This is a genomic window from Duganella sp. S19_KUP01_CR8, assembly GCF_036688705.1.
Classification (GTDB): domain Bacteria; phylum Pseudomonadota; class Gammaproteobacteria; order Burkholderiales; family Burkholderiaceae_D; genus Rugamonas.
Map to the genome: position 1 here is coordinate 41,933 of NZ_JAQQPR010000008.1, position 26,119 is coordinate 68,051.

The 26,119-nt window shown below is 64.4% G+C and carries 18 protein-coding genes; 10 read left to right on the forward strand and 8 right to left on the reverse strand.

What is annotated here, in order from left to right:
• Positions 1-159: 159 nt before the first annotated feature.
• From V6M89_RS10075 to V6M89_RS10095, 5 genes are all read left to right on the forward strand, one after another.
• The gene (locus V6M89_RS10075) at positions 160-3,216 is read left to right on the forward strand and encodes an Rne/Rng family ribonuclease (protein WP_332853062.1); all 3,057 of its coding nucleotides are present in this window, start codon (positions 160-162) and stop codon (positions 3,214-3,216) included.
• A 246-nt stretch (positions 3,217-3,462) separates the two neighbouring features.
• Complete coding sequence (gene moaA, locus V6M89_RS10080; RefSeq protein ID WP_332853063.1) at positions 3,463-4,584, forward strand: GTP 3',8-cyclase MoaA; 1,122 nt, start codon at positions 3,463-3,465, stop codon at positions 4,582-4,584.
• A 1-nt stretch (position 4,585) separates the two neighbouring features.
• Positions 4,586-6,502, forward strand: a complete 1,917-nt coding sequence (gene moeA / locus V6M89_RS10085; RefSeq protein WP_332853064.1) for a molybdopterin molybdotransferase MoeA — start codon at positions 4,586-4,588, stop codon at positions 6,500-6,502.
• A 4-nt stretch (positions 6,503-6,506) separates the two neighbouring features.
• Positions 6,507-7,145 (forward strand): ABC transporter ATP-binding protein, encoded by a 639-nt coding sequence (locus V6M89_RS10090; protein WP_332853065.1) that lies wholly within the window; start codon positions 6,507-6,509, stop codon positions 7,143-7,145.
• Positions 7,142-7,951 carry an ABC transporter permease gene (locus V6M89_RS10095; RefSeq protein WP_332853066.1) on the forward strand — a complete coding sequence of 270 codons (810 nt, stop codon included), beginning with the start codon at positions 7,142-7,144 and terminating at the stop codon, positions 7,949-7,951. The genes V6M89_RS10090 and V6M89_RS10095 overlap by 4 nt, the downstream gene beginning before the upstream one ends.
• Positions 7,952-7,958: 7 nt before the next feature.
• Here the strand turns inward: V6M89_RS10095 and V6M89_RS10100 are convergent, their stop codons facing one another.
• Genes V6M89_RS10100 through cqsA form a run of 5 tightly spaced genes read right to left on the reverse strand, consistent with a single transcriptional unit; the run spans position 7,959 to position 14,135 of the window.
• On the reverse strand, positions 7,959-9,110 hold the full coding sequence (locus tag V6M89_RS10100; protein ID WP_332853067.1) for an MFS transporter: 1,152 nt from the start codon (positions 9,108-9,110) through the stop codon (positions 7,959-7,961).
• Entirely contained in the window at positions 9,111-11,069 is a 1,959-nt protein-coding gene (locus tag V6M89_RS10105) for an acyl CoA:acetate/3-ketoacid CoA transferase (RefSeq protein ID WP_332853068.1), read from the reverse strand.
• Between the two features lie 53 nt (positions 11,070-11,122).
• The gene (locus V6M89_RS10110) at positions 11,123-12,442 is read right to left on the reverse strand and encodes a DNA recombination protein RmuC (RefSeq protein ID WP_332853069.1); all 1,320 of its coding nucleotides are present in this window, start codon (positions 12,440-12,442) and stop codon (positions 11,123-11,125) included.
• Positions 12,443-12,446: 4 nt separating this feature from the next.
• The gene (locus V6M89_RS10115; RefSeq protein ID WP_332853070.1) at positions 12,447-12,845 is read right to left on the reverse strand and encodes a group II truncated hemoglobin; all 399 of its coding nucleotides are present in this window, start codon (positions 12,843-12,845) and stop codon (positions 12,447-12,449) included.
• A gap of 30 nt (positions 12,846-12,875) precedes the next feature.
• Complete coding sequence (gene cqsA / locus V6M89_RS10120; RefSeq protein WP_442881967.1) at positions 12,876-14,135, reverse strand: alpha-hydroxyketone-type quorum-sensing autoinducer synthase; 1,260 nt, start codon at positions 14,133-14,135, stop codon at positions 12,876-12,878.
• 170 nt (positions 14,136-14,305) lie between these two features.
• Between cqsA and V6M89_RS10125 the strand changes: the two genes are divergently transcribed.
• The gene (locus tag V6M89_RS10125; RefSeq protein ID WP_332853072.1) at positions 14,306-15,586 is read left to right on the forward strand and encodes a sensor histidine kinase; all 1,281 of its coding nucleotides are present in this window, start codon (positions 14,306-14,308) and stop codon (positions 15,584-15,586) included.
• Between the two features lie 4 nt (positions 15,587-15,590).
• Positions 15,591-16,601 (forward strand): hypothetical protein, encoded by a 1,011-nt coding sequence (locus V6M89_RS10130; RefSeq protein WP_332853073.1) that lies wholly within the window; start codon positions 15,591-15,593, stop codon positions 16,599-16,601.
• A gap of 3 nt (positions 16,602-16,604) precedes the next feature.
• On the opposite strand, the gene V6M89_RS10135 is transcribed toward V6M89_RS10130, so the two are convergent.
• From V6M89_RS10135 to V6M89_RS10145, 3 genes are all read right to left on the reverse strand, one after another.
• Positions 16,605-19,142: an ABC transporter permease gene (locus V6M89_RS10135; protein ID WP_332853074.1), complete on the reverse strand. Its 2,538-nt coding sequence runs from the start codon at positions 19,140-19,142 to the stop codon at positions 16,605-16,607.
• A gap of 113 nt (positions 19,143-19,255) precedes the next feature.
• Positions 19,256-20,263, reverse strand: coding sequence for an adenosine deaminase (locus V6M89_RS10140; RefSeq protein WP_332853075.1), 1,008 nt, complete (start codon positions 20,261-20,263; stop codon positions 19,256-19,258).
• Between the two features lie 2 nt (positions 20,264-20,265).
• Positions 20,266-20,691 (reverse strand): hypothetical protein, encoded by a 426-nt coding sequence (locus tag V6M89_RS10145; RefSeq protein WP_332853076.1) that lies wholly within the window; start codon positions 20,689-20,691, stop codon positions 20,266-20,268.
• A 69-nt stretch (positions 20,692-20,760) separates the two neighbouring features.
• On the opposite strand from V6M89_RS10145, the gene V6M89_RS10150 reads away from it, so the two are divergent.
• The 3 genes from V6M89_RS10150 to V6M89_RS10160 all read left to right on the forward strand — a co-directional run bounded on the left by V6M89_RS10150 (position 20,761) and on the right by V6M89_RS10160 (position 25,650).
• Complete coding sequence (locus V6M89_RS10150) at positions 20,761-22,683, forward strand: PrkA family serine protein kinase (RefSeq protein ID WP_116990439.1); 1,923 nt, start codon at positions 20,761-20,763, stop codon at positions 22,681-22,683.
• Positions 22,684-22,815: 132 nt separating this feature from the next.
• On the forward strand, positions 22,816-24,084 hold the full coding sequence (locus V6M89_RS10155; protein WP_332853077.1) for a YeaH/YhbH family protein: 1,269 nt from the start codon (positions 22,816-22,818) through the stop codon (positions 24,082-24,084).
• Positions 24,085-24,096: 12 nt separating this feature from the next.
• Positions 24,097-25,650 (forward strand): SpoVR family protein, encoded by a 1,554-nt coding sequence (locus V6M89_RS10160; RefSeq protein WP_332853078.1) that lies wholly within the window; start codon positions 24,097-24,099, stop codon positions 25,648-25,650.
• Positions 25,651-26,119 lie beyond the last annotated feature (469 nt).

Below are 26,119 nucleotides of genomic sequence, written 5' to 3' on the forward strand. Positions count from 1 at the left end.
CCGCAACGCGAACGGTTTCGTCCGCGTTGCTGCGCCGCACAGGATGGGCATACCCACCGCAATCACATTAATTCTCGCGTATATCCCTGTACCACGCTGCCTCGGTCCTAAGAAACCGAGCGGCACAGAGATGACCTACGGGTCGCGGAGTTAATAAAAATGAAACGCATGTTGTTTAATGCTACGCAGCAAGAAGAATTGCGCGTAGCGATCGTCGACGGTCAGAAACTGATCGATATCGACATCGAAACCGCCGGCCGCGAACAGCGCAAATCCAATATCTACAAAGGCGTGATCACCCGCATCGAGCCGTCGCTGGAAGCTTGCTTCGTCAGCTACGGCGAAGATCGCCACGGTTTCCTGCCATTCAAGGAAGTAGCACGCACTTACTTCCGCGAAGGTGTGGATGTCCGTAACGCCTCCGTCAAGGAAGCGCTGCGCGAGGGCCAGGAAATCATGGTCCAGGTGGAAAAGGAAGAGCGCGGCAACAAAGGCGCGGCCCTGACCTCCTTCGTCTCGCTGGCCGGCCGCTATCTGGTCCTGATGCCGAACAACCCGCGCGGTGGTGGTGTATCCCGCCGTGTCGAAGGTGAAGAGCGCCAGGAACTGCGCGAAACCATGGACAAGCTGGACTTGCCGCCAGGCATGTCTGTGATTGCCCGCACCGCAGGCATCGGCCGCAACGTCGACGAACTGCAGTGGGACTTGAACTACCTGATGCAACTGTGGCGCGCGATCGAAGGCGCCGGCAAGTCGGCCTCAGGCGCATTCCTGATCTACCAGGAATCGTCGCTGGTGATCCGCGCCATCCGCGATTACTTCCAGCCTGACATCGGCGAAATCCTGATCGACACCGACGACATCTACGAACAAGCTCACCAGTTCATGAGCCACGTGATGCCGGACATGGTGCACCGCGTGAAGCGCTACAGCGACGACGTGCCGCTGTTCTCCCGCTTCCAGATCGAACACCAGATCGAAACCGCCTACAGCCGCACCGTGCCGCTGCCATCGGGCGGCGCCATCGTGATCGACCACACCGAAGCCCTGGTTTCGGTCGACGTCAACTCGGCCCGCGCCACCCGTGGTTCGGACATCGAGACCACCGCCTTCAACACCAACTGCGAAGCCGCTGAAGAAGTGGCCCGCCAGCTGCGCCTGCGCGACTTGGGCGGCCTGATCGTGATCGACTTCATCGACATGGAAGTGGCCAAGAACCAGCGCGAAGTCGAACAGCGCCTGAAAGACGCGCTGCACCACGACCGCGCCCGCGTCCAGATGGGCAAGATCTCCCGCTTCGGCCTGATGGAACTGTCGCGCCAGCGCCTGCGTCCGTCGCTGTCCGAAGGTTCGCACGTGACTTGCCCGCGCTGCTCCGGCACCGGCCATATCCGCGACACCGAATCGTCGGCCCTGCAAGTCCTGCGCATCATCCAGGAAGAGGCGATGAAGGAAAACTCGGCCACCATCCACGTGCAAGTTCCGGTGGACGTGGCAGCCTTCCTGCTGAACGAAAAGCGCGGCGAAGTGCTGAAGATCGAGACCCGCCACCGCATCAGCATCATCCTGGTGCCGAACAAGCACCTGGAAACCCCGCACTACAAGCTGGAGCGCATCAAGCACGACGATCCGCGTCTGGAAGAAAGCCAGGCCAGCTACTCGCTGGCCGAGCAAGCCGAAACCGACATGGCCTACAGCAAGCGCCAGAAGGAAGAAGCCAAGCCGCGCCAGGAAGCCATGGTCAAGACCATCACCCCTGACCAGCCTGCACCGCTGGTCGAGCGCAAGCCGACCGAAACCGTCATCAAGCCAGCGCCGGCCCCAGTGCCAGCGCCGGCCGAGCAAGGTTTCTTCGCCAAGCTGTTCAGCTTCCTGAGCCCGAAACCGGCGCCGACGGCCCTGCCGCAGCAGCCGACCATCGTGGTCAAGGCGCCGTCCGGCGACCGTGGCGACCGCAACGCGCGTGGCCCACGTGGCCGCAACCGTAACGGCAAGGGCGCAGGCCGTGGCGAGCGCGAAGAGCGCGAACCAGGCGCAGCCCGTCCGACGGACGAAGCGAAGGCAGTCGACGCCAATGGCCGTCCGGCACGCCCACCGCGTCCACCGCGCGAGCCGCGTGAACCGCGTGAAAACCAGGCAGCAGACGGCCAGGCGCCACGCGAACGCGCAGAACGTCCGGAGCGCGCGGAACGTGCAGAACGCACGCCACGTCCTCCGCGTGAACCACGCGGCGAGAAAGCTCCAGTCGAAGCCAAGGTTGAAGAATTGGCGCTGAACGTCGGCGTGCCGTCGACCGGCCCGGTGACCGAAGCAGCCACCAGCATCCTGAAAACTGCGCCGAGCACCGGCCCGGAAGGTGATGAAAACGAAGCAGCGGTGGACGGTGAAGAGCCGCGTCGTCGTCGTCGTCGTGGTGGCCGCAACCGCAATCGTCGCGACCGTGACGGTAGCGAGGGTGTCGAAGGCGCGGAAGGCCAGGAATCGGCCGCCGGTGAAGCTGGTGAGCAAGGCGAGCAGATCGCCCTGAGCTTCAGCGCACCAGCCGCCGAGGCAGCAGTTGCTCCGGCAGCCGCCGCGGTGGAGGCACCGGCAGTGGAAGCACCGGCCGTGGTTGCGCCAGTCGCCGTCGCGCCAGTGGTTGCCGAAGCACCGGCCGCCGAGCCAGTCGTCGCAGCAGTCGTGACGCCGGAGCCAGCGCCAGTCGCAGCGCCAGTCGTTGACGCGCCAGCCGTCGTCGCTGAAGTTGCAGCGCCTGTGGTTGAAGCTGCGCCAGTCGTCGCCGAGCCAGTAGCTGTCGTGGTGGAAGCACCTGCAGCGCCAGTCGTCGCGGAAGCGCCGGCCGTGGTGGTGGAAGTTGCCGCACCAGTCGTGGTGGAAGCGGCGCCGGTTGTCGCTGCAGTTGCTCCGGCTCCTGCGCCAACGCCAGCTCCTGCTCCAGTGGCAGCGCCAGTGGTTGCCGAGCTGGTCGCCGCAGCGCCTGCACCAGTCGCAGCACCGGTACCAGCACCAGCGCCGGTCGCACCATCGGCCCCGATCGACCTGCAAGCAGTGCTCGGCTCCGCCGGCCTGACGCTGGCAGCCACCGATCCAGCCAAGCTGCGCGCCGCGCAGGAAGCAGCCGCCAACGCAGTAGCACCGGCCCGCGTTCCACGCGAACGCAAGCCGCTGCCACCGCAAAATGACGAGCCGCTGGTCCAGGTGGACACCCGCCGCTAACCGCTCCGGGCTGCAAACCAAAAAGCCCCGCCGGCCTGAACGCGCTCAAGAGCGCGCTCGGTGCCGGCGGGGCTTTTTTATAATCCGGGGTCAGGTCCCCCATTTGAGCATGAGCTCGGCTGGTGCAACCGACCTCATGCTCAAATGGGGGACCTGACACCGGATTTGGCGGCGGCGTGCTATCGTAGCTTCTTGTAGTTGTCCAACCGTTGTCCCGCATTTCAAAAACAGCAAGATTGTAGAGTCATGGCAGAGAAAATTATCATGATGGCCAGCCAGCGCCCCGCGCCGCCAGCCGTCCCCGCTATCCTGGAAGCGCCAACCGGCCTGTTGAGCGATCAGCTCGCCCGTCCGCTGCACGACCTGCGCATCTCCGTCACCGACCGCTGCAATTTCCGCTGCGTCTACTGCATGCCCAAGGCAGTGTTCGATACCGATTATCAATACCTGCCGCACACCTCGCTGCTGTCGTTCGAAGAGATCACCCGCCTGGCGCAAACCTTCATCGCCCACGGCGTCGAGAAGATCCGCCTGACCGGCGGCGAACCGCTGCTGCGCAAGAACATCGAAAAACTGGTCGGCATGCTGGCCGAACTGAAAACCGTCCACGGCAAGCCGCTGGACCTGACGCTGACCACCAACGCCTCGCTACTGGCCCGCAAGGCGCAGTCGCTCAAGGACGCCGGCCTGCAACGCATCACCGTCTCGCTCGACGCGCTCGACAACGCCACCTTCCAGAAAATGAACGATGTCGACTTTTCGGTCGACGACGTGCTGCACGGAATAGATGTCGCACATCAAGTCGGACTGGGCCCGGTCAAGATCAACATGGTGGTCAAGGCCGGCATGAACGATCAGGAGATCCTGCCGATGGCCCGCCATTTCAGGAACACGCCCTACATCCTGCGCTTCATCGAATACATGGACGTCGGCGCCTCCAACGGCTGGAAGATGGACGAGGTGATCCCTTCGGCCGAGGTGGTGCGCCGCATCCACGCCGAGATGCCGCTCGAACCGCTGTCCGCCAACTACACCGGCGAAACCGCCGCCCGCTGGCGCTATATCGACAACAACGGCGACGGTCGCGGCGAGATCGGCCTGATCTCGAGTGTATCCCACGCATTCTGCGGCGACTGTACCCGTGCGCGCCTGTCGACCGAGGGTAAGCTGTACACCTGCCTGTTCGCCACCAGCGGCCACGATCTGCGCGCCCTGCTGCGCGACGGCCGCAGCGATGAGGAAATCAGCACCGTGCTGGCGCAGCTGTGGCGCGCGCGCGGCGACCGTTACTCGGAGCTGCGCACCAATAACACCGACGGCCTGCAACGCAGCGCCAACAAAGTGGAAATGTCTTACATCGGAGGGTAGTTTGTCTTTGAAGAGCAAGGTCACCGGACTGATACTGGCGGGCGGGCGCGGCACGCGCATGGGCCGCGTCGACAAGGGCTTGCAACCGTTCCGCGGCGCCACGCTGGTGGAACATGTGATGCGCCGCCTGGCGCCGCAAGCGGCCAGCGTCGTCATCAACGCCAACCGCAACCTGCCGCAATACCAGGCCGTAGCAGGCGAAGCGCCGGTGCTGCCGGACTACCTGGACGGCTTTGAAGGCCCGCTGGCCGGCTTGCAGATCGGCCTCCAGTACTGCCCCACCGAACTGCTGCTGACCGCTCCCTGCGACTCGCCCTTCCTGCCTGAAGACCTGGCCGAACGCCTGTACGCGGCGATGCTGGAGCAGAATGCCGACGTGGCGCTGGCCGTCACAATGGAAGCCGAGGAAGGCGCGGAACCGTATCGCCAGCCGCATCCTGTATTCGCGCTGATGAAAGCCAGCCTGCTACCGCAGCTGGACGCCTACCTGGACACCGGCGCGCGCCGCATGGAAAGCTGGATCAAATCGCTGCGCGTGGCCGAAGTGATGTTCGACGACGCCGACGCCTTCCGCAACATCAACACGCTGGCCGAGTTGCAGATGCACGAGCAGGCCAGCGCCAGCGCACCATCCGCCGAAGCCGCAATTGCTGCGCCGTCCACTCCCGCCGCCGGCGATCCCGGCGCGCTGCCCGTGGCCGAAGCGCAGCGCATCATCTGCGAGCGCGTGACGCCGGTCGCGGCCACCGAGCGGCTGGCCTTGCGCGACGCCCTCGATCGCGTGCTGGCCGAAGACATCATCTCGCCGATCAACGTGCCGGCCTACGACAACTCGGCGATGGACGGCTACGCGCTGCGCGGCGCCGACCTGCCCCCGGCCGGCGCTCCCGACGCCACCTTCAAAGTGATCGGCATCGCCTACGCCGGCCGGCCGTGCGCACAGGCGCCGCAAGCCGGCGAGTGCATCCGCATCATGACCGGCGCCGCCATCCCGCCCGGTTGCGATAGCGTGCTGCCACAGGAACTGGCTGCGCACATCGGCGACGGCACGGTCACCATCCGTCATGGCGCCATCCGCACCGGCGCCAACCGCCGCTTCGCCGGCGAAGATTTGAAGGCCGGCGGCATCGCCCTGGCCCGGGGCAATATCATGCGCCCCGCCGACCTGGGCCTGGTGGCCTCGCTCGGCATCGGCCAAGTCGCCGTACGGCGCAAGCTGCGCGTGGCCTTCTTCTCCACCGGCGACGAACTGCGCTCGCTGGGCGAGCCCCTCGACGACGGCTGCGTCTACGACAGCAACCGCTACACGCTGTTCGGCATGCTGACGCGGCTGGGCTGCGACGTCATCGACATGGGCATCGTGCGCGACGATCCAGCCGCGCTGGAAGCGGCGCTGCTGGATGCCTGCGCCAACGCCGACGCCATCATCACCTCCGGCGGCGTCTCCGAAGGGGCAGCCGACTACACGCGCGACATCCTCGGCCGCATCGGCGACGTCGCCTTCTGGAAGCTGGCGATGCGTCCCGGCCGCCCGCTCGCCTTCGGCCAGATCCGCAGCGAGGCAGACAGCGCCTGGCTGTTTGGCCTGCCCGGCAATCCGGTGGCGGTGATGGTGTCGTTCTACATGTTCGCCCGTCCCGCGCTGCTGCGCATGATGGGCACGCAGGCGACGCAACAGGCGATGCAGGCCCGCGCCACGGAAGCTATCCGCAAACGCCCCGGCCGCACCGAATACCAGCGCGGCATCGTCAGCACCGGCGCCGACGGCGCACCGCAAGTGCGCCTGACCGGCGCGCAGGGCTCTGGCATCCTGAGCTCCATGACCGAGGCGAATTGCATCGTCGTGCTGCACGAGGCGCAGGCGGACATCGCCGCCGGCGGGATGGTCGAGGTGCTGCTGTTCGATGGCTTGATCTGAGCAGATGATCCAGCCCAACGGAGCCGCCTGCCCGCGCCTGCGCATCCGCAACCTGCAGTCGCCGCTGGCCGGCCCGTTTTCCTTCGACCTGCAAGCGGGCCAATGCCTGACCATCTCCGGCCCATCGGGCGCGGGTAAAAGCCTGCTGCTGCGCATGCTGTGCGATCTTGATCCCAACACCGGAGAGGCGCTGCTGGACGGCCTGCCGCGCTCCGGCATGAGCGCGCCCGCGTGGCGCGCGGGCGTGGTCTACCAACCCGCCGAAGCCGCATGGTGGCTGCCGACCGCCGGCGACCATTTCAAGCCCTCGCAAATGGCGCGTGTGCGCGAGCTGCTGCCGCAACTGAACCTGTCGCCGGCGCTGCTGGAGGCCGACATCAGCCGCCTCTCCACCGGCGAGCGCCAGCGCATGGCACTGGTGCGGTCACTGGCCTGCAAGCCGCAGGTGCTGCTGCTCGACGAACCCACCGCCGCGCTGGACCCGGCCGCCGTCGCCGCCACCGAACAGCTGCTGCAAAAGGAGCTGGACGCGGGCCTCGCCATCATCCTGGTCACCCACTCCGAAGCGCAGGCGCAAACACTGGGCCACCGCAGCATGACGATGTGCGAACGCCGCCTCACCGAAAACGAGGCCGCGCCATGAGCGCCGGCATGACGCCTATCCAGCCAGGCTCGATCGACCTGGCCATCGCCTCCTCGCTGGTGCTGCTCAATGCCGGCATCTCCGCGTACCTGGGCTTGCGCATGCAGCGCAAGATACTGTGGTCCGCCACCCGCATGGTGGTGCAATTGCTGCTGGTCGGGCTAGTGCTGCGCTGGGTGTTCGCGCTGGCGTCGCCGGCCGCCACGCTAGCCGTGGCAGTGCTGATGATCGTCGCCGCCGCGCGCGAGGTGGCGATGCGGCCCGCGCACGGCTTGCGCGGCTGGCCCGGCGTGTGGCTGGCCACCGCCAGCGTCGGCCTGTCCAGCGTCGCCACCGCGATGCTGGCGCTGCTGACGGTGCTGCATCCGACGCCATGGTACGAGCCGCAATACGCGATCCCGCTGATCGGCATCGTGCTGGGCAACGTGCTCAATTCGGCCAGCCTGGGATTGGACACTTTCTACGGCGGCGTGATCAACTCGCGCAACGCCATCGAAGCGCAGCTGGTGCTGGGCGCCACCCGCAACGAGGCGCTGGCGCCGCTGATCCGCGAATCGGTGCGCAAGGGACTGATCCCGCTGATCAACCAGATGTCGGCCGCCGGCATCATCACCCTGCCCGGCATCATGACCGGCCAGATCCTCGCCGGCATGGACCCGATGGACGCGGTGCGCTACCAGATCCTGTTGATGTTCCTGCTGGCCGGCGGCAGCGGGCTGTCGGTCACGCTGGCGGTCTACCTGGCGGCGCGCAGCGTCACCGACGAGCGCCACCGCCTGCGGCTGGAGCGCCTGGCCAGCCGTTAGCAGGACACTAGCTGGCGCTACGCAGCGGGGCCACGCCCATGCGGGCGCTGGCCGCCACCAGCAACATGCCGCAGGCGAGACCGGCGAACGCCAGCTGCAATCCAAACGCATGCGCCACAAATCCTATCAATCCCGGCCCGGCCAGAATACCCGCATAGCCGATGGTGGTGATGGCGCTGATGGCCAGGCTGGCGGGCATGTCCTGCTGGCTGCCCGCAGCGCTGAACAGCACCGGCACGATGTTGGACGCGCCGGTGCCGATCAAGGCGAAACCGGCCAGCGCAATCCACGGCGACGGCGCCAGCACCACGCTCAGGAATCCCAACGCCGCGCACAATCCGCCCAACAGCAGCAGCCGCGCGCCGCCCCAGCGCTGCACCAGCTTGTCGCCATTGAGCCGGCCAACCGTCATCGCAACGGCGAAGGCCGCATAACCAAGTCCGCCCTGCCCGGCCGTGAAGCCGCCGCCGCTGGTCAAGAACACTGCGCTCCAGTCCAACACCGCGCCTTCGGCCAGGAACACCAGCGAGCATAAGGCGCCGATCAATATCACCGCGCCGCGTGGCATGGCAAACAAAGGCGCATCACGCTCCGACGGCGCCGGGTCGCGCAACAGATGCGGGCCGGCGTAGACCAGCACCAGCGCAACGGCGACCGCCAGCACCAACGATGATGTGACCAGTTCCAGTCCCGCCCACAGCATCAGCGTCATGCCGCCTGCGCCGACGATGCCGCCCACGCTGAACAAGCCATGAAACCCCGACATCAACGCGCCGTCGTATTCCTTCTCGACGATCACGGCCTGGATGTTCATCGCCACATCCAGCGTGCCTATCGTGGCGCCGAACAGGAACAGCACCAACGCAAGCGACCACGCCGTCGGCGCCATCGCCAGGAAGGGGAACACCAGGCAGCATCCAAGGCCGGACAGCAGGATGATGCGTCGGCAGCCGAAGCGCGCTGCCAGCACGCCGGTCACCGGCATCGCCAGCAGCGAACCTATGCCCAGGCAAAGCAGCAGCAAGCCAAGCTGGCCTGGTTCCACGCCGGTGCGTGCCTGCGCAAACGGCACCAGCGGCGCCCAGGCCGACATCGCCATGCCCGCCGCCAGGAAGGCCAGCCGGGTTGAAATTCGCTGTTGTAAGCTGCTCGACCGCATTCAGGATTCCTGCAAGCGCAGCAGCGCCTCGGCCGAGTTGGCGAACAGCGCCGCGTCCTTCTCGATGCGGCGGAAGGCGCGTCCCAGGCTGGCGCGCATGAAGGTGCTGTGCGCGTAGCGCGTGACCTTGCTGTAGTAGCGCTCCGCCAGCTGGTTCACCGCCGCCACGTATTGGTCCATCAAATCCGGCGCGATCGAGAAGTTGTCGTAGTTGATCACCGCCGGCACCTTGCGGCCCAGCGGCGCCAGGCGCTCCGCCACCATCGAACAAATCGTGGCGATGGTCTCGGCGTCGCTGATCTCGAAGCCCTCGAAGTTGACGAAGAAAAGCTCCTGCTGCGCATCGTACACCAGCCGCTGGTCCAGCGGCAGCGCCAGGAAGTCGGCGCGCCAGTTCATCGCCAGCGGCCCGAAGATGCGCGCGTCCATCACCTTCAGCTGCGCGCTGATCGCCGGCTTGAAATCCATGTGCGCCAGGATGTCGCGCTCGACGTCCACGCCCGGCGCGATCTCGATCAGCTCCAGCCCGGACATGCCGCCGTCCAGCACCAGCCGCAACACGCAGCGCTCGGTGATGAACAGGGCTTCCTGTCCACGCCGCGCCGCATACTCGCCGCTGTAGGTGCGGTGCTCCACTTCGTTGATGAACTTGCGGGTCGCGCCCTTGTCCGCCATGAAGGTGCCGACAAACACCACCTTGCGCGCATTCTGGCTGATGTTGATGAAGCCTCCGGCGCCGGCCAGCTTGCTGCCGAATTTGCTGACGTTCAGATTGCCGTGGCGGTCCGCCTGCGCCAGCCCGAGCACCGCCACATCCAGCCCGCCGCCGTCGTAGAAGTCGAACTGGTAAGGCTGGTCGATGACCGCGTCGGCATTGGTGGCCGCGCCGAAGTTCAAGCCGCCGGCCGGCATGCCGCCGATCACGCCCGGCTCCGCCGTCAGCGTTACCAGGTCCAGCAGCTTCTCTTCCGCCGCCACCGCCGCCACGCCTTCCGGCATGCCGATGCCGAGGTTGACGACGTTGTTCGGCCGCAGCTCCATCAGCGAGCGGCGAGCGATGATCTTCCGCTCCGACATGGCCATCGGCGCCACCGCCGACAAGGGCACGCGCAGCTCGCCCGAGTAGGCCGGGTTGTATGGCTCGGCGAAAGTCTGCATATGGTATTCGGGCTTTTCCGCCACCACCACGCAATCGACCAGGATGCCGGGGATCTTGACCTGGCGCGGATTGAGCGTGCCGCGCTCGGCGATGCGCTCGACCTGCACGATGACGATGCCGCCCGAATTGTGCGCGGCCATCGCGATCGCCAGCGCCTCCAGCGTCAGCGCCTCGCGCTCCATGGTGATGTTGCCCAGCGCGTCGGCCGTGGTGCCGCGGATGATCCCCACGTGCACCGGCTGCGATTTGTAGAACAGGTATTCCTTGCCGCCCAGCGTCAGCAGCTCGACCAGCTCCTCGGTGGTGCGGGCGTTGATCTTGCCGCCGCCGTGGCGCGGATCGACAAAGGTGCCCAGGCCGACGTGCGTCAGCAATCCGGGCTTGCCGGCGGCGGTGTCGCGGAACAGCTGGCTGATCACGCCCTGCGGCAGGTTATAGGCTTCGATCTTGCCGCTCATGGCCAGCTGCTGCAGCTTGGGCACCAGGCTCCAGTGGCCGCCGATGACGCGCTTGAGCAGGCCCTCGTGGCCGAAGTGATTCAGGCCGCGCTCCTTGCCGTCGCCCTGGCCTGCGGCGTAGAGCAAGGTCAGGTCGCGCGGATGGCCGCCGCTGTCGGCCGACAGGAAGCGCCGCTCCAGCGCCACCGCGATATTCTCCGCGAAGCCGACGCCGACAAAGCCGCCGGTGGCGATGGTGTCGCCGTCGCGTATCAGGCCGACCGCATCGGCCGCGCTGACGATCTTGTTGCGCTGGACGGCTGGCGTGCCGACCGTGGAAAAATCGAGAGTACGGCTAGGCATGGTTGGCTCCTGTTTTTACCCCGCACTGCGCTCAGCAGGGGTGGCTGTATGGCTCACTCTACATCCAGATCATTCTTGTCGATTTCAGGTCCCAGCAGCAGCTGCGCCGCCTCGCTCGGCAGCGCCTCCACCGACTTCAGCTTGCGCGCCATCTGGCGGCTGCGGGTCTCGGCCGATTCGATGTTCTTGGCGGCCCGTTCCAGCGCCAGCTTGGTGGCCGACAGCACGTCGCCGAACTTGCCGAACTCCGTCTTCACAGCGCCCAGCACCTGCCACACTTCCGACGAGCGCTTCTCCAGCGCCAGCGTGCGGAAGCCCATCTGCAAACTGTTGAGCAGCGCCGACAAGGTCGACGGCCCGGCGATGCTGATGCGGTGCAGGCGTTGCAGCTCGTCGGCCAGGCCGGGACGGCGCATCACTTCCGCATACAGGCCTTCGGTCGGCAGGAACAGGATAGCGAAATCGGTGGTGTGCGGCGGCGACACGTATTTCTCCGAGATGGTCTTGGCCTCGCCACGCACCGCGCGTTCCAGCTCGCGGCCGGCCAGCGCCACGCCTTCCGCGTCGGCGCGGTCGGCGGCTTCCAGCAGGCGCTCGTACTGCTCCTTGGGGAACTTGGCGTCGATCGGCATCCACACCGGCGCCCCGCCCTCGACCTGGCCCGGCAGCTTGAGCGCGAACTCCACCCGCGCGCCGCTGCCGGCGATGGTCTCGACGTTCTTGGCGTACTGCTCCGGCGTCAGCACCTGCTCCAGCAGCATCTCCAGCTGCACCTCGCCCCAGGTGCCGCGCGTCTTCACATTGGTCAGCACCCGTTTCAGGTCACCCACGCCGAGCGCCAGCTGCTGCATCTCGCCCAGCCCCTGGTGCACCCGTTCCAGCCGCTCGGACACCTGCTGGAACGAGGCGCTCAGGCGCGCCTCCAGCGTCGCATGCAGCTTCTCGTCGACGGTCTTGCGCATCTCTTCCAGCCGGGCGCCGTTGTCCGCCTGCAGATCCTTGATCTTGGCTTCCAGCGTGGCGCGCACCTCCTGCATGCGCGCGGCATTCGATTCGGTCAGCCGCGCCAGCGTTTGATTCATGCTGTCGGCGAACTGCTTCAGGCCGCGGCCCTGCTCATCGCGGCCGACCAGCCCTTGCGCCTCCAGCTGGCGGCGCATCGCCTCGAACTGCTGCACGCTGGCCGCGTGCGTGGCTTGCGCCGTGGTCTGCAACTGCATGCGCACTTCGCGCTCGACGCGTTCGATGCGTTCGGCCAGGTCGCCGGCATTGCCATTGCCCGCCTGCCCGCGCGCGCGCAGCAGCGACAGCGCCTGCAGCACCAGCACGGCCGCAAGCGCGGCCAGCATCACATAGAATTCGATCTGGCTCATGGGCTCAATCCGGCTTGTTGCGCATCCAGTCGGCGGTTTGATAGAAGGACTCCATCAACCGCAGACGCAGCGCCTCGTCGATGCCGACATCCTCCATCGCCCACGCCATCGCGCGCAGCCACTGGTCGCGCTCCTGGGTGCCGATGGCGAACGGCATGTGCCGCATGCGCAGGCGCGGATGGCCGTGCGCTTCGATGTACAGGTCCGGCCCGCCCATCCAGCCGCTCAGGAACATGAACAGGCGCTCGCGCGCATTGTCCAGCGTGGGCGGGTGGGCGGCGCGCAGCAGCGCAAACTCCGGCTCCAGTTCCATCAGGTCATAAAAACGGTCGACCATGTCGCGCACGCGCGATTCGCCGCCGATAACTTCGTAGAGAGTTCGGGATTCAGTCATAACCTCCATGATAGCGTACCGGGCGACGATCGGAGGGCGTCACACCAGCGCAAGCCGGCGCATGCGCCGGGTCGACGACCAGTTTTCCAGGTCGGCCTCGCCGCGGATGTCGTCGCAGGCCTGGATAATGCGCGACAACTGCATCCGGTCCAGGCCCGAGTTCAGCGTCAGCCGCACCAGCGAGCGGTTCTTCGGCGTGGCCGGCGCGCAGAACATGGCGCCGTAGACGCCGTGCCGCTCCAGCAGCTTGCGCAGCGCCAGCGTCTTTGGCTCCGGGCCCGGCTCCAGCGCGATGATCTGCTCGCTGCCGTCGCTGACGTTGTAGCCCAGCGCGCTCAACTCCTCGCGCACCTCGACCGCATGCGCGTGCAGCGCGGCGCGGCGGTCATCGGCGGCGGCGACGAAATCGATGGCGGCGTCGAACCACGCCAGCTCATGGCCCAGCAGGCAGGAACTGAAGATGGCCGGGCGCGACTCCGACAGGAAGTAGCCCTTGAACTTGCTGGAGCAGGTGATGAAACCGGCGCGCCCGGCAAACGCCTTGGCCAGCGACGCCGTGCGGAAGTGCACCCGTTCGCTCAGCCCCAGGTCCGCCACCAGCCCGGCGCCGCGCGGGCCGTGCGTGCCCAGCGAATGCGATTCATCGACGATCAGCAGGCAGCCGCTGCGCTCGGCGATCTCCACCAGCTCGCGCAACGGCGCCACGCTGCCGTTGGTGCTGTACAGCGCATCGACCACGATCAGGCCGCGCCCGTGGCGCGCCAGCTGCTTTTGCAGATGCTCCAGGTCGTTGTGCAGGAAAGGCACCGGCAGCGCGCCGGCCGACTGCACGCCTTCCCACAGCGAGGCGTGGGCCTGCATGTCCAGGTAGACCGGGATGCCGGGCGCCGCCAGCGTCTGCACCAGGCCGACATTCGCGGCCCAGCCGGACTGCGCCAGGATGCCGTCCTGCGCCCCCATGAAGTGGGCGAATTTGCGCTCCAGCCGATGCTGCGCGCTGCCCTCCTGCAAGTACACGGCCGACATCAGCAGCTCGCCCCGGCTGTTGGCCAGCGCCGCCATCTGCGCCTGCATCAGCGAAGGCTCGCCGGCCAGGCACAGGTAGTCATTACCGGCCAGAAACACCGCCCCGGCCGGCGTCGGTTGCCAGGCGTGCGGGTGTTCGCCGCCCAACAGTAGCTCGATGCGGGTGACGTAGTGTTCATCCATGCGGCGGGTGACAAAATCGGGCATGTGCTGTTCGGCTGGCAAAGCAAACATCGGGGCCTGGACATGATTCTGAGCAATCGCGTTGGGCATTTTCTGGCTCCTTGAATTATTTGAATAAGGTTGTTTTTTTATGAATACGATGCCAACCTTGAGGCCAAAAAAACAAGGGGTGATTGATGCCGATCAATTAATGAATTGATATGCGTGAGCGCGTTGCAATTTAAGGCGATCATGGCACCTTGATAAAAGTCAATTTGCCCATGACGCCACCACTGCAAGAACGCTGGAAACACTGGCAGCACGGCATGCTCCAGTCGCTGTTGCTCTACCATGGTCGCGAGGACCATGCGACGGTGCGCGTGTTGTTGCTTGCCAGCATAGGGACGGTGGGCATGCCGCTGTACTACGTGATCTGGCAGAACTTCTTTCCGCAAGAGTACGAGAGCCTGCCGCTGCGCCTGCTGGGCATCCTGCTGTGCGCGCTGGGCCTGTTCGCCCGCCAGTTCAGCCGCCGCATGCTGCATGTGTACCTGCTGATCACGCTCAGCTACATCTTCCCGTTCTTCTTCACCTTCATGTTCCTGATGAACCACGGTTCGGGCGTGTGGAGCGAGTCGCTGCTGATCGGGCTGGTGGTGTTGTTCCACTTCGACACCGGGCTAGCCGTCAAGGCTTACCTGATCGGCACCACGGTGGCCTGCGTGTCCGCCGCCGTGCTGGGCGAGGGAGCGGCCATGCTGAGCAGGCCGGTGCTGCAGCAGTTGCCGATCCACCTGTTCACCATCGCCGCGCTGTCGGCCGCCAAGATCAGCCGCCACGTGCTGGCGCAGGAAAAACTGGCCGGCCTGGGCGCCGGCCTGGCCACCGTGGCGCACGAGCTGCGCACGCCGCTCACCAGCGTCGACGCCAATGTGCGCGGCCTGCTGCGCATGTACACCGACACCAGCAACCGCACCAAGGAGGATCGCCTGAGCGCCATCGACGCGCTGGCGCGCATCCAGTTCGAGGTGCGCCATATGAACCACATGATCGACCTGTTCCTGCTCAGCGCCACGGCGGTGCGGCAGAACCTGCGGCCGGTGGAGGAAGTGACGATGGAGTCCGTGGTGGAGGCGGTGCTCAAGCGCTACCCCTTCTCCAACGCCACCCAGCAAAAACTGGTGACGCTGGAAATGCGGCGCGACTTCAGCTTCGCCGGCCAGACCGAGTTGTCGGTGGTGATCCTGCTGAACCTGCTGCGCAACGCGCTCAAGGCGGTGCAGCGCGCCGGCAAGGGCCGCGTGCGCATCGTGGTCGACGGCGCGCACCGGCCGCCGCGCCTGCTGTTCATCGACACCGCCTGCGGCATCCCGGCGCAGCAGATGCCGCTGATCTTCCGCCGCTTTTATTCCCATCCGCCGCACAACGGCGCCGGCATCGGCCTGGCCTTGTGCGAGGAGATCATGCTGGCCTGGAACGCCAGCATCCATTGCGTATCGCGCGAGGGCGCCTACGCCATCTTTATCCTTGAATTTCCCCAGCAGCAGCCCATCCAGAGGTGACCCCATGCATTTGCCAGTCTATTCCCATCCCACACTGACCGTGCTGGTCGACGACAGCGACTCCTTCCTGCGCAGCCTGTCGTTCCAGCTCGACCCCAGGCTGGCCAGCCAGACCTTCCACGACACCACCACCGCGCTGCAATGGCTGCGCAAGGAGCCGCATTCGGGCTGCGTGCCGCTGCACGTCAACTTCGACATGCACAACCTGCCGGCCGACCAGTGCAACGTGGCGCTGGATCTGGAGCGCATCTACCGCATCGGCGAACAGCGCCATCGCTTCGCCACGCCGTCGGTGCTGGTGGTCGATTACTCGATGCCGCAAATGAACGGGCTGGAATTCTGTGAAGCGGTGGCGCACCTGCCCTGCAAGAAGATCCTGTTCACCGGCGCGGCCGACGAGAAGATCGCCGTCAGCGCCTTCAACCGCGGCCTGATCGACCGCTACATCAAGAAGAGCGACGACCACGCGCTCGACATCCTGGAGCTGGAAATCGCGGCGCTGCAGCAGGATTACTTCGAGACCCAGTCGGAAACGCTGCGCGAGCTGGTGCTGCTGCATAACTACAACTTCCTGGGCGATCCGGCGCTGGCGCGGCTGGTGCAGGAACTGAGCGCCAGCATGGGCTTCGTCGAGCACTACATCTTCCCGAATCCGACCGGCATCCTGTTCCTCGACAAGCACGGCAAGGCCAGCCTGATGATGATAGAAACCGAACAGGGAATGTATGCGCAGTACGAAATCGCGCGCGACAGCGATGCGCCGCCGTCATTGATGGATGCGCTGCTGGAGCGGCGCGTGCTGCCGTTCTTCTCCGATCCGGACGGCGACGGCATGTACTCGCGCCGGGTCGGCGACAACTGGCACCGCTACTGCGCGGCGCCGCGCGTGTGCCAGGGCCGCGAGACCTACTACTGGGCGCTGTTCGACCTGCCGCCGCACTACTTCGACCAACAGCCCTATTCCTACGCCGATTTCCTCAAGGAGCGGGCGGCGCAGGAAAGCATCGCGGCCTAAAGATCAGGCCTCGCGCAGGGTTTGCAAGGGTGGCTGGCGCAACACGTTGCGCAGGCCCAGCCAGCCGCCGGCGATGGCGCACAGCGCCCCCGCCACCAAACCGACCAGCCACACGACAGGGCTGAAACTCCAGGCGAACTTGAACTGGTAGGTGGCCAGCGCCCAGCCCATGCCGGCCGCACCGGTCGCCGCCAGCACGCCGGACAAGGCGCCCACCAACGAGAACTCGATCAGCTGTGCCTGCGACAGCTGCTTGCGCGTCGCACCGAGCGCGCGCAGCAGGCCCGATTCGCGGGTGCGCTCGTCCTGCGATCCCATCAGCGCCGCATACAGCACCAGCACGCCCGAGGCCAGCGTGAACACGAACAGGAATTCCACCGCCGTCACCACCTGGTCCAGCACCGACTGCACCTGGCGCAGCAGGCCGCCGACATCGACGATGGTCAGGTTGGGATAGTCGCGCGTCAGGGCGTTCATCACCGCGCCCTGCCCTTGCGGCAGGTGGAAGGCGGTGATCCAGCTTTGCGACACTTCCGTCATCGCCGCCGGGTTGATGATGACGAAGAAGTTGACCCGCATCGAGCCCCATTCCAGCTTGCGCAGGCTGGTGATGGTGGCGTCCACCGGCGTGCCGGCGATGTCGAAGCGCAGCTTGTCGCCCAGCTTCCACTTGAGCGTCTTGGCGATGCCCTCTTCCACCGAGGCTTCGGGCGCGCCCGGCTGGTCGGCGAACCACTGGCCGGCGCTGATCTTGTTCTCGGCCTGCATCCGCGCCATCGTCGACAGGTTGAATTCGCGGTCGGCCAGGCCTTTGGCGCGGTCGTCGGTATAGGTCTCGGCGGTGACGGGCTTGCCGTTCACGGCGGTCAGGCGGCCGCGTATCATCGGATACTGCGGCGCGTAGCTCACGCCCGCCGCTTGCAGGCGCTTGCCGATATCGGCCGCCTGCTCCGGCTGGATGTTGATGATGAAGCGGTTCGGCGCGTCCGGCGGTGTGGCGTTGCGCCAGGCCGTCATCAGGTCGCCGCGCACCACGGTCAGCACCAGCAGCGCCATCATGCCCAGCGCCAGCGAGACGATCTGCACCACCGTCGCGCCGGGCCGGCGCTGCAGCGACGTGATGGCGAAGCGCCAGCTTTGATGGTTGATCGCGCGCCGCATCGGCTTGAGCGCGGCCAGCGCGCCCCAGCCCACCAGGCCAAACAGCGCGAACGCGCCGAGGAAGCCGAGCGCCGTGTACAGCGCCAGCTGCACGTCGCCCGCTTGCCACAGCAGCAGCGCGACAAAGCCGGCCAGCCCCAGGCCGTAGGTGGCCAGCGCGGTCACCTGCGGCGGATCCTGTTCACGGCGGATCACGCGGTTGTGCGGCACTTTGCGCAGTTGCAGGATCGGCGGCAGCGCGAAGGCGGCCAGCAGCAGCATGCCGGTGGCCACGCCTTGCAGCGCCGGGTAGATGGTCGGCGCCGGCAGGCTGGCCGAGACCAGCTTGCCCAGCACTTCCAGCAGCACGTAATGGCCGCCGAAGCCGACCGCCACGCCCATCAGGCTGCCGGCCAGGCCGACCATCAGGAATTCGATCAGGTACATCAGCGTGACTTCGTTCTGCGTCAGGCCCAGGCAGCGCAGCATGGCGCAGGCGTCCAGGTGGCGCTGCATGAAGCGGCGCGCCGCCATCGCCACGGCCACCGCCGCCAGCATCGCCGACAGCAGGCCGACCAGCGACAGGAAGCGGTCGGCGCGGTCCAGCGTGGCGCGCATTTCGGGACGGCCGTTTTCCAGCGACTCGACGCGCACGCCCTTGATATTGTTTTGCTTGATCTGCGCTTGCAGCCATTGTTCGTAGGCCGTGGCGACGGCCGCGCCGTTCGCCAGCGACGACGGCGCCGCCACCAGCAAACGGTAGGACACGCGCGAGCCGGGCTGGATCAGATTGGTGGCGTCCAAGTCGCCGAGCGCGAACATCACGCGCGGCGCGAAGGCCAGGAAGTTGGCGCCACGATCGGGCTCGGAGGCGATCAGCTGCGCCACCGTGAAGCGCTTGTCGCCCAACTTAATCTGGCCGCCGATGGATGTTTTCAAACTGCCCAGCAGGCCGGCGTCCAGCCACACGGTGCCGGGTGCGGGCACGCTGTTGGCGGCCGTGCCGTAGCTTTGCTCGGCCTGCTCAGGATTGGTGGTGATCTTCAGCTGGCCGCGCAGCGGGTAGCCGGGACCGACCGCCTTCAACGACGCCAGCAACGACGTCGATTGCTCACCCTCGCCCGCCTGCGCCATGCTTGGGAAGCTGATGGTATCGGTCATCAGCAGGCCGCGTTTGGCCGCCTCCGCGCGCCAGGCCGGATTGACCGGCAGGTCGGCGCTGATGACGACGTCGGCGCCCAGCAGCTGGTGGGCATCCCGATCGAGCCCGCTGCGCAGGCGGTCGATGAAGAAGCCGGTGGCGGACAAGGCGGCCACCGCCACCGTCAGCGCGATCAGCAGAAAGCGCAACTGGCCGGCGCGCCAGTCGCGCGCCGTCATTTTCAGAGCAAGTTTGAGCATCGGAGTCTATCCTTGTGGCGACGGCCGCCGCACGTCATTCCCGCGCACGCGGGAATCCATGCTGAGCCGGCTGCGGACACTGTCTATGGATTCCCGCGTGCGCGGGAATGACGTTACAGCGCGGCGAAATACGCGTCGACTTCATCGAGGAACTTCTGCTTTTGCTGCGCCGGCAGGAAGGCCGCCGAGAAGCTGTTGCGCGCCAGGCGCTGCGCGTGGGACAGGCCCAGTGGCAAGGCCTCGAAGGTGGCGACGAAGTTGGCGTTCATGTAGCCGCCGAAGTAGGCCGGATCGTCCGAGTTCACGGTGGCGACGATGCCGGCGTCCAGCAGCTCCAGCAGGTTGTGCTGCTCCATGCGCTCGAACACGCACAGCTTGACGTTGGACAGCGGGCACACCGTCAACGCGATCTGCTCGCGCGCCAGGCGCTGCGTCAGCGCCGCGTCTTCCAGGCAGCGCACGCCGTGGTCGATGCGCTCGACCTTCAGCACATCGAGCGCGGTTTCGATATACGCCGGCGGGCCTTCCTCGCCCGCGTGCGCGACCAGGTGGAAGCCCAGCTCGCGGCACTTGGCGAACACGCGCGCGAACTTCTCCGGCGGATTGCCGACCTCCGACGAATCGAGCCCGATGCCCATGTACTTGTCGCGGTAAGGCAGCGCCTCTTCCAGCGTGGCGAAGGCGTCTTCCTCCGACAGGTGGCGCAGGAAGCTCAGAATCAGCGTGGCGCTGACCGGGCTGTCCTGGCAGGCGCGGTGGATGCCGTCGATCACGGTCTTGATCGGCACGCCGCGCGCGGTGTGCGTCTGCGGATCGAAGAAGATCTCGGTGTGGCGCACATTGTCTTGCTCGGCGCGCTTCAGATAGGCGGCGGTCATGTCGTAGAAGTCCTGCTCCTGCAACAGCACGCTGGCGCCGGCGTAGTAGATGTCGAGGAAGGATTGCAGATCGGTGAAGGCGTAGGCGGCGCGCAGCTCTTCCACCGAACCGTAAGCCAGCTTGACCTGGTTGCGCTGGGCCAGCGCGAAGATCAGCTCAGGCTCCAGCGAGCCTTCGATGTGGATGTGCAGTTCGGCTTTGGGCATCTGCTGCACGACCGTGCGCAATTGTTCGTTCAACATTATTATTTTTTCCTGTGACAGTGAGCTGGATCATCGCATCTTAGCGCATGCTGCGAGAGTGCGACAGCGGCGGCCAAGTTGCGGCAAAATTTATCTGTTTGAGACACGATCAGCACAGCGCTGACAGGCGTGATACTGTGGCATAAAGCAGCGCGAAAAAACACCCGAAAACCCACGAAAAATACACAAAATTTCTCAAAAATAATCTTATAAATCAACAAGTTACGAAAGAGTATTAACGATATTACGACATATCTTTTGACTTCCGGCACCAATAGCGCAATAATCAATTTCATAGACGTAAGAAGCGTTACGACCAACACATAAAAGCCGCCAACCGGCCATAAAGCCAGCTCACCGGCACGGGCAATCCGTGCCACCAAAAGAAGCTGGAGATAAGAAAAATAATATCGAAAAGGGGTATGCACGGACCAGGGCCAGGGCAGGCGAACTGCCGGTGACCCGTGACAAGCAGGTTTACATTAAAGGACATCCAAATGACCATTTTTGACAACTACGCCGCACGGTACGAACGGACCAAAGAAGAAGAGATGTCCATGAAGGAATATCTCGAACTTTGCAAAAAAGATCGACTCACCTACGCCAGCGCTCCCGAGCGCATGTTGGCCGCCATCGGCGAACCGACGTTGGTCGATACCCGCAACGACACCCGGCTGTCACGCATCTTCGCGAACAAGGTCATCAAGATTTATCCGGCATTCCGCGAGTTTTACGGCACCGAGGAAGTGATCGAGCAAGTGGTCTCGTACTTCCGCCACGCCGCGCAGGGGCTGGAGGAACGCAAGCAGATCCTGTATCTGCTGGGCCCTGTGGGCGGCGGCAAGTCGTCGATCGCCGAGAAGCTGAAGTCGCTGATGGAGCACGTGCCCTTCTATTGCCTGAAAGGCTCGCCGGTCAACGAATCGCCGCTCGGCCTGTTCAACGAGGAAGAGGACGGCGTGATCCTGGAAGAGGATTACGGCATTCCGCGCCGCTATCTGCGCAACATCCCCAGCCCATGGGCGGTCAAGCGCCTGCACGAGTTCAACGGCGACATCAACCAGTTCCGCGTGGTCAAGCGCTACCCATCGGTGCTGAAGCAGGTCGCCATTTCCAAGACCGAGCCGGGCGACGAGAACAACCAGGATATTTCCTCGCTGGTCGGCAAGGTCGATATCCGCAAGCTGGAAGATTATTCGCAGGACGATCCCGATGCGTACAGCTACTCTGGCGGCCTGTGCCTGGCCAACCAGGGCTTGATGGAATTCGTCGAGATGTTCAAGGCGCCGATCAAGGTGCTGCACCCGCTGCTGACCGCCACCCAGGAAGGCAACTATAAAGGCACCGAGGGCTTCGGCGCGATCCCGTTCGACGGCATCATCCTGGCGCACTCGAACGAATCGGAGTGGAAGACCTTCAAGAACAACCGCAACAACGAGGCTTTCCTCGATCGTATCTACATCGTCAAGGTACCGTACTGCCTGCGCGTGACCGACGAGATCAAGATCTACGACAAGCTGGTGGCCAACTCCTCGCTGTACCAGGCCCCATGCGCGCCCGGAACGCTGAAGATGATGGCGCAGTTCGCGATCCTGTCGCGGCTGAAGGATCCGGAGAACTCCAGCATCTTCAGCAAGATGCTGGTCTACGATGGCGAGAACCTCAAGGACACCGATCCGAAAGCCAAGTCCATGCACGAGTACGTCGACTATGCGGGCGTCGACGAGGGCATGAACGGCTTGTCGACGCGCTTCGCCTTCAAGATCCTGTCCAAGGTCTTCAACTTCGACAACACCGAAGTGGCGGCCAATCCGGTGCACCTGTTGTATGTGCTGGAGCAGCAGGTCGAGCGCGAGCAGTTCCCGCCTGAAACCGAACAGAAGTACTTCTCGTATATCAAGGAACACCTGGCGCAGAAATACGTGGAGTTCATCGGCAAGGAAATCCAGACCGCCTACCTGGAATCGTATTCGGAATACGGCCAGAACATCTTCGACCGCTACGTGACCTTTGCCGACTTCTGGATCCAGGACCAGGAATACCGCGATCCGGACACCGGCGAAAGCTTCGACCGCGAGTCGCTGAACAACGAGCTGGAGAAGATCGAGAAGCCGGCCGGGATTTCCAATCCCAAGGATTTCCGCAACGAGATCGTCAACTTCGGTCTGCGTGCCCGCGCCAACAACGGCGGCAAGAATCCGGCCTGGACCAGCTACGAGAAGTTCCGCACCGTGATCGAGAAGAAGATGTTCTCCAACACCGAGGAACTGCTGCCGGTCATTTCCTTCAACGCCAAGGCCAGCGCCGAAGACGCCAACAAGCACGCCGACTTCGTCGCCCGCATGGTGGAGAAAGGCTATACGGCCAAGCAGGTCCGCTTGCTGTGCGAATGGTATTTGCGTGTGAGGAAGTCGTCGTAAAGCGGCGTCATTCCCGCGCAGGCGGGAATCCATGCTGAGCTGGCCAGGACGCTGTGCATGGGTTCCCGCTTTCGCGGCGGTCCGCCGCTGCGGAACGACCTTGCTTCAAATAATAGCAGCAGGAGGCATCTTTTGACTTACCTCATCGACCGACGTTTGCAGGGCAAGAACAAGTCTGCGGTCAACCGCGAGCGCTTCTTGCGGCGCTACAAGTCCCAGATCAAGGACGCGGTGGGACGGGCCATCAAGGGCCGTTCCATCACCGACATTGAGAACGGCGAAAAAGTTTCCATCCCGGTCAAGGACGTGGGCGAGCCCTCGTTCGGCCACGCCCATGGCGGCGTGTGGGAAACCATCAACCCGGGCAACCAGGAATACCTCAAGGGCGACCTGATCAATCGTCCCAAGGGCGGCGGCGGGGCCGGCCGCGGCAAGGCCGGCAATAGCGACCAGATGACCGAGGACGACTTCATCTTCGAGCTGTCGCGCGAAGAATTCATGAACTACTTCTTCGAAGACCTGGAGCTGCCCAACCTGGTCAAGACCCAGCTCACCGCCACCACCGAATTCAAGAACCAGCGCGCCGGCTACAATATGTCGGGCACGCCGTCCAACATCCATGTGCTGCGTTCGCTGCGCGGCGCATTGGGACGGCGCATCGCGGTCGGCGGCAACTCGCGCAAGCGCGTCATCGAAGCCGAGCGCGAGCTGGAGGAACTGCTGCTGGAGGGCGCACCGCTGGACGCGCCGCGCGTGGTGGAGCTCAAAAAGCTGATCCACCATCTGCACACGCGGCTGCTGGCCATCCCCTTCATCGACCCGTTCGACCTGCGCTACAGCAACCGCGTCAAGGTGCCCAAGCCGATGACGCAGGCGGTAATGTTCTGCATCATGGACGTCTCCGGCTCGATGGACGAAACCCGCAAGGACACCGCCAAGCGCTTCTTCATCCTGTTGTACCTGTTCCTCAAGCGGGTGTACGACAAGATCGAGGTGGTGTTCATCCGCCACCACACGGCCGCGGCCGAGGTCACCGAGGAGGAATTCTTCCACTCGCGCGAATCGGGCGGCACCGTGGTGTCGTCGGCGCTGCATATGCTGGACAAGATCATCGACGAGCGCTACGGCGCCGGCAGCTGGAACAGCTACGTCGCCCAGGCTTCCGACGGCGACAACTGGGACAACGATTCGGTGCTGTGCCGGCAGTTGCTGGTCAACACCATCATGCCCAAGGTGCAGTACTACACCTACGTCGAGATCACCGACGGGCCGCCGCAAAACCTGTGGGAGCAATACTCGCAGATCCCCGACCACCACCCGCATTTCGCCATGCAGAAAATAGTCACGCCGGCCGATATCTATCCGGTGTTCCGCGAACTGTTCAAGAAACAACCCAAATAGGCGGCCGCCATCATGAACGATATGACGCATGCCCCCACGCCCAAAAAGCCGCGCCATCCGCGCGCCCTGCCCGAACAGTCCGAGTGGACGTTTGAACTGATCGAGCAGGCCCACCAGGAAATCCGCCGCGTCGCCGAAGCCTTCGGCCTCGATACGTATCCGAATCAACTGGAGATCATCACCGCCGAACAGATGATGGACGCCTACACCTCGGTCGGCATGCCGGTGTCGTACAACCACTGGTCGTTCGGCAAGCATTTCCTGTCGACTGAAAAAGGCTACAAGCGCGGCCAGATGGGATTGGCCTACGAGATCGTCATCAACTCCAATCCCTGCATCGCCTACCTGATGGAGGAGAACAGCCTGACCATGCAGGCGCTGGTGATCGCGCACGCGGCCTACGGCCACAACTCCTTCTTCAAAGGGAACTACCTGTTCCGCACCTGGACCGACGCCGACGCCATCGTCGACTACATGGTGTTCGCCAAGAACTACATCGCCGAATGCGAGCAGCGCCACGGCATCGACGCGGTCGAGCTGCTGCTCGATTCCTGCCACGCGATCCAGAACTACGGCGTCGACCGCTACAAGCGGCCGGCCAAGCTGTCGATGATGGAAGAGCGCGCGCGGCAGAAGGAGCGCGAGGCCTATGTGCAGTCGCAGATCAACGACCTGTGGCGCACCCTGCCCCGGCGCGAGGAAGAGGAAGAGGAAAAAGCCGCGCCGCGCTTCCCGCCCGAGCCGGAAGAGAACCTGCTGTACTTCATCGAGAAGTACGCGCCGCTGCTGGAGCCGTGGCAGCGCGAGATGGTGCGCATCGTGCGCAAGATTTCGCAGTACTTCTACCCGCAACGCCAGACCCAGGTGATGAACGAGGGCTGGGCCACCTTCTGGCACTACACCATCCTCAACCAGTTGTACGACGAGGGCGTGGTGGGCGACGGCTTCATGATGGAGTTCTTGAAGAGCCATACCAACGTGGTGTACCAGCCGCCGGTCAACAGCCCCTACTACAGCGGCATCAATCCGTACGCGCTGGGCTTCGCGATGATGACCGACATCCGCCGCATCTGCGAGCACCCGACCGACGAGGACCGCGAATGGTTCCCGGACATCGCCGGCAGCGACTGGCGCAAGACCTTGGACTTCGCGATGCGCAATTTCAAGGACGAAAGCTTCATCGCCCAGTATCTTTCGCCCAAGCTGATCCGCGAATTTCATTTCTTTGCTGTACTGGACGACGACAATAACGAAAAGCTGGCAATCTCCGCCATACACGACGACCTGGGCTACCGCTACGTCCGCCAGCAGTTGGCCGAGCAGTACAACCTGGGCAACCGCGAGCCGAACATCCAGGTGTGGTCGGTCAACACCCGCGACGACCGCGCGCTGACCCTGCGGCATACGCAGTTCCAGCGGCGGCCGCTGAACCAGCAGGCCGGCGAGGTGCTCAAGCATGTGGCGCGGCTGTGGGGCTTCGACGTGCATCTGGAAACCGTGGGCCCGAATGGCGAAATCGTCAGTTCGCTGGAGGTGAAACGGGAGAAACGGGCGCGCGGAAGCTGACTGACATATATATAGGGCTTTTGCCGAACTCGGGCATAGCTCTTGCAAGGGATGAATCGGGGTCAGAGAAGCCGCTCTGGCCCCGGTTTTTTTAGAAAAGGCATGCCGCAGGGCAGAAGTCAACAGCTTTCGTCACCGGCCAGCCAGGTGTTTCCCGCAAGAATTTCGTAAAAGAAACTTTTGCGGCCAAATTATCAATTGTTCGTAGTAAAATTACGTGCATAAAATTCCGTTTTTGGGCTTAAGGGAAAACTAAGTAATGTCGTGGTGCGTTCCGCCCCAAAATTGCGCCGGAGAAGCTTGCAAATTGAGCTAGAACGGTGCAAAGAGAGCGCTATCACATAGGAAAACCCTATGAAATTTAACCGGTTTTAGGGATGAAAATTCTATGTAAAATCAAGAATTCGTATGTATAATTCGCCGACGTCCCGGATGCGGCTGTTGTTTTGTGTCGCCATTTTGGGGTTTA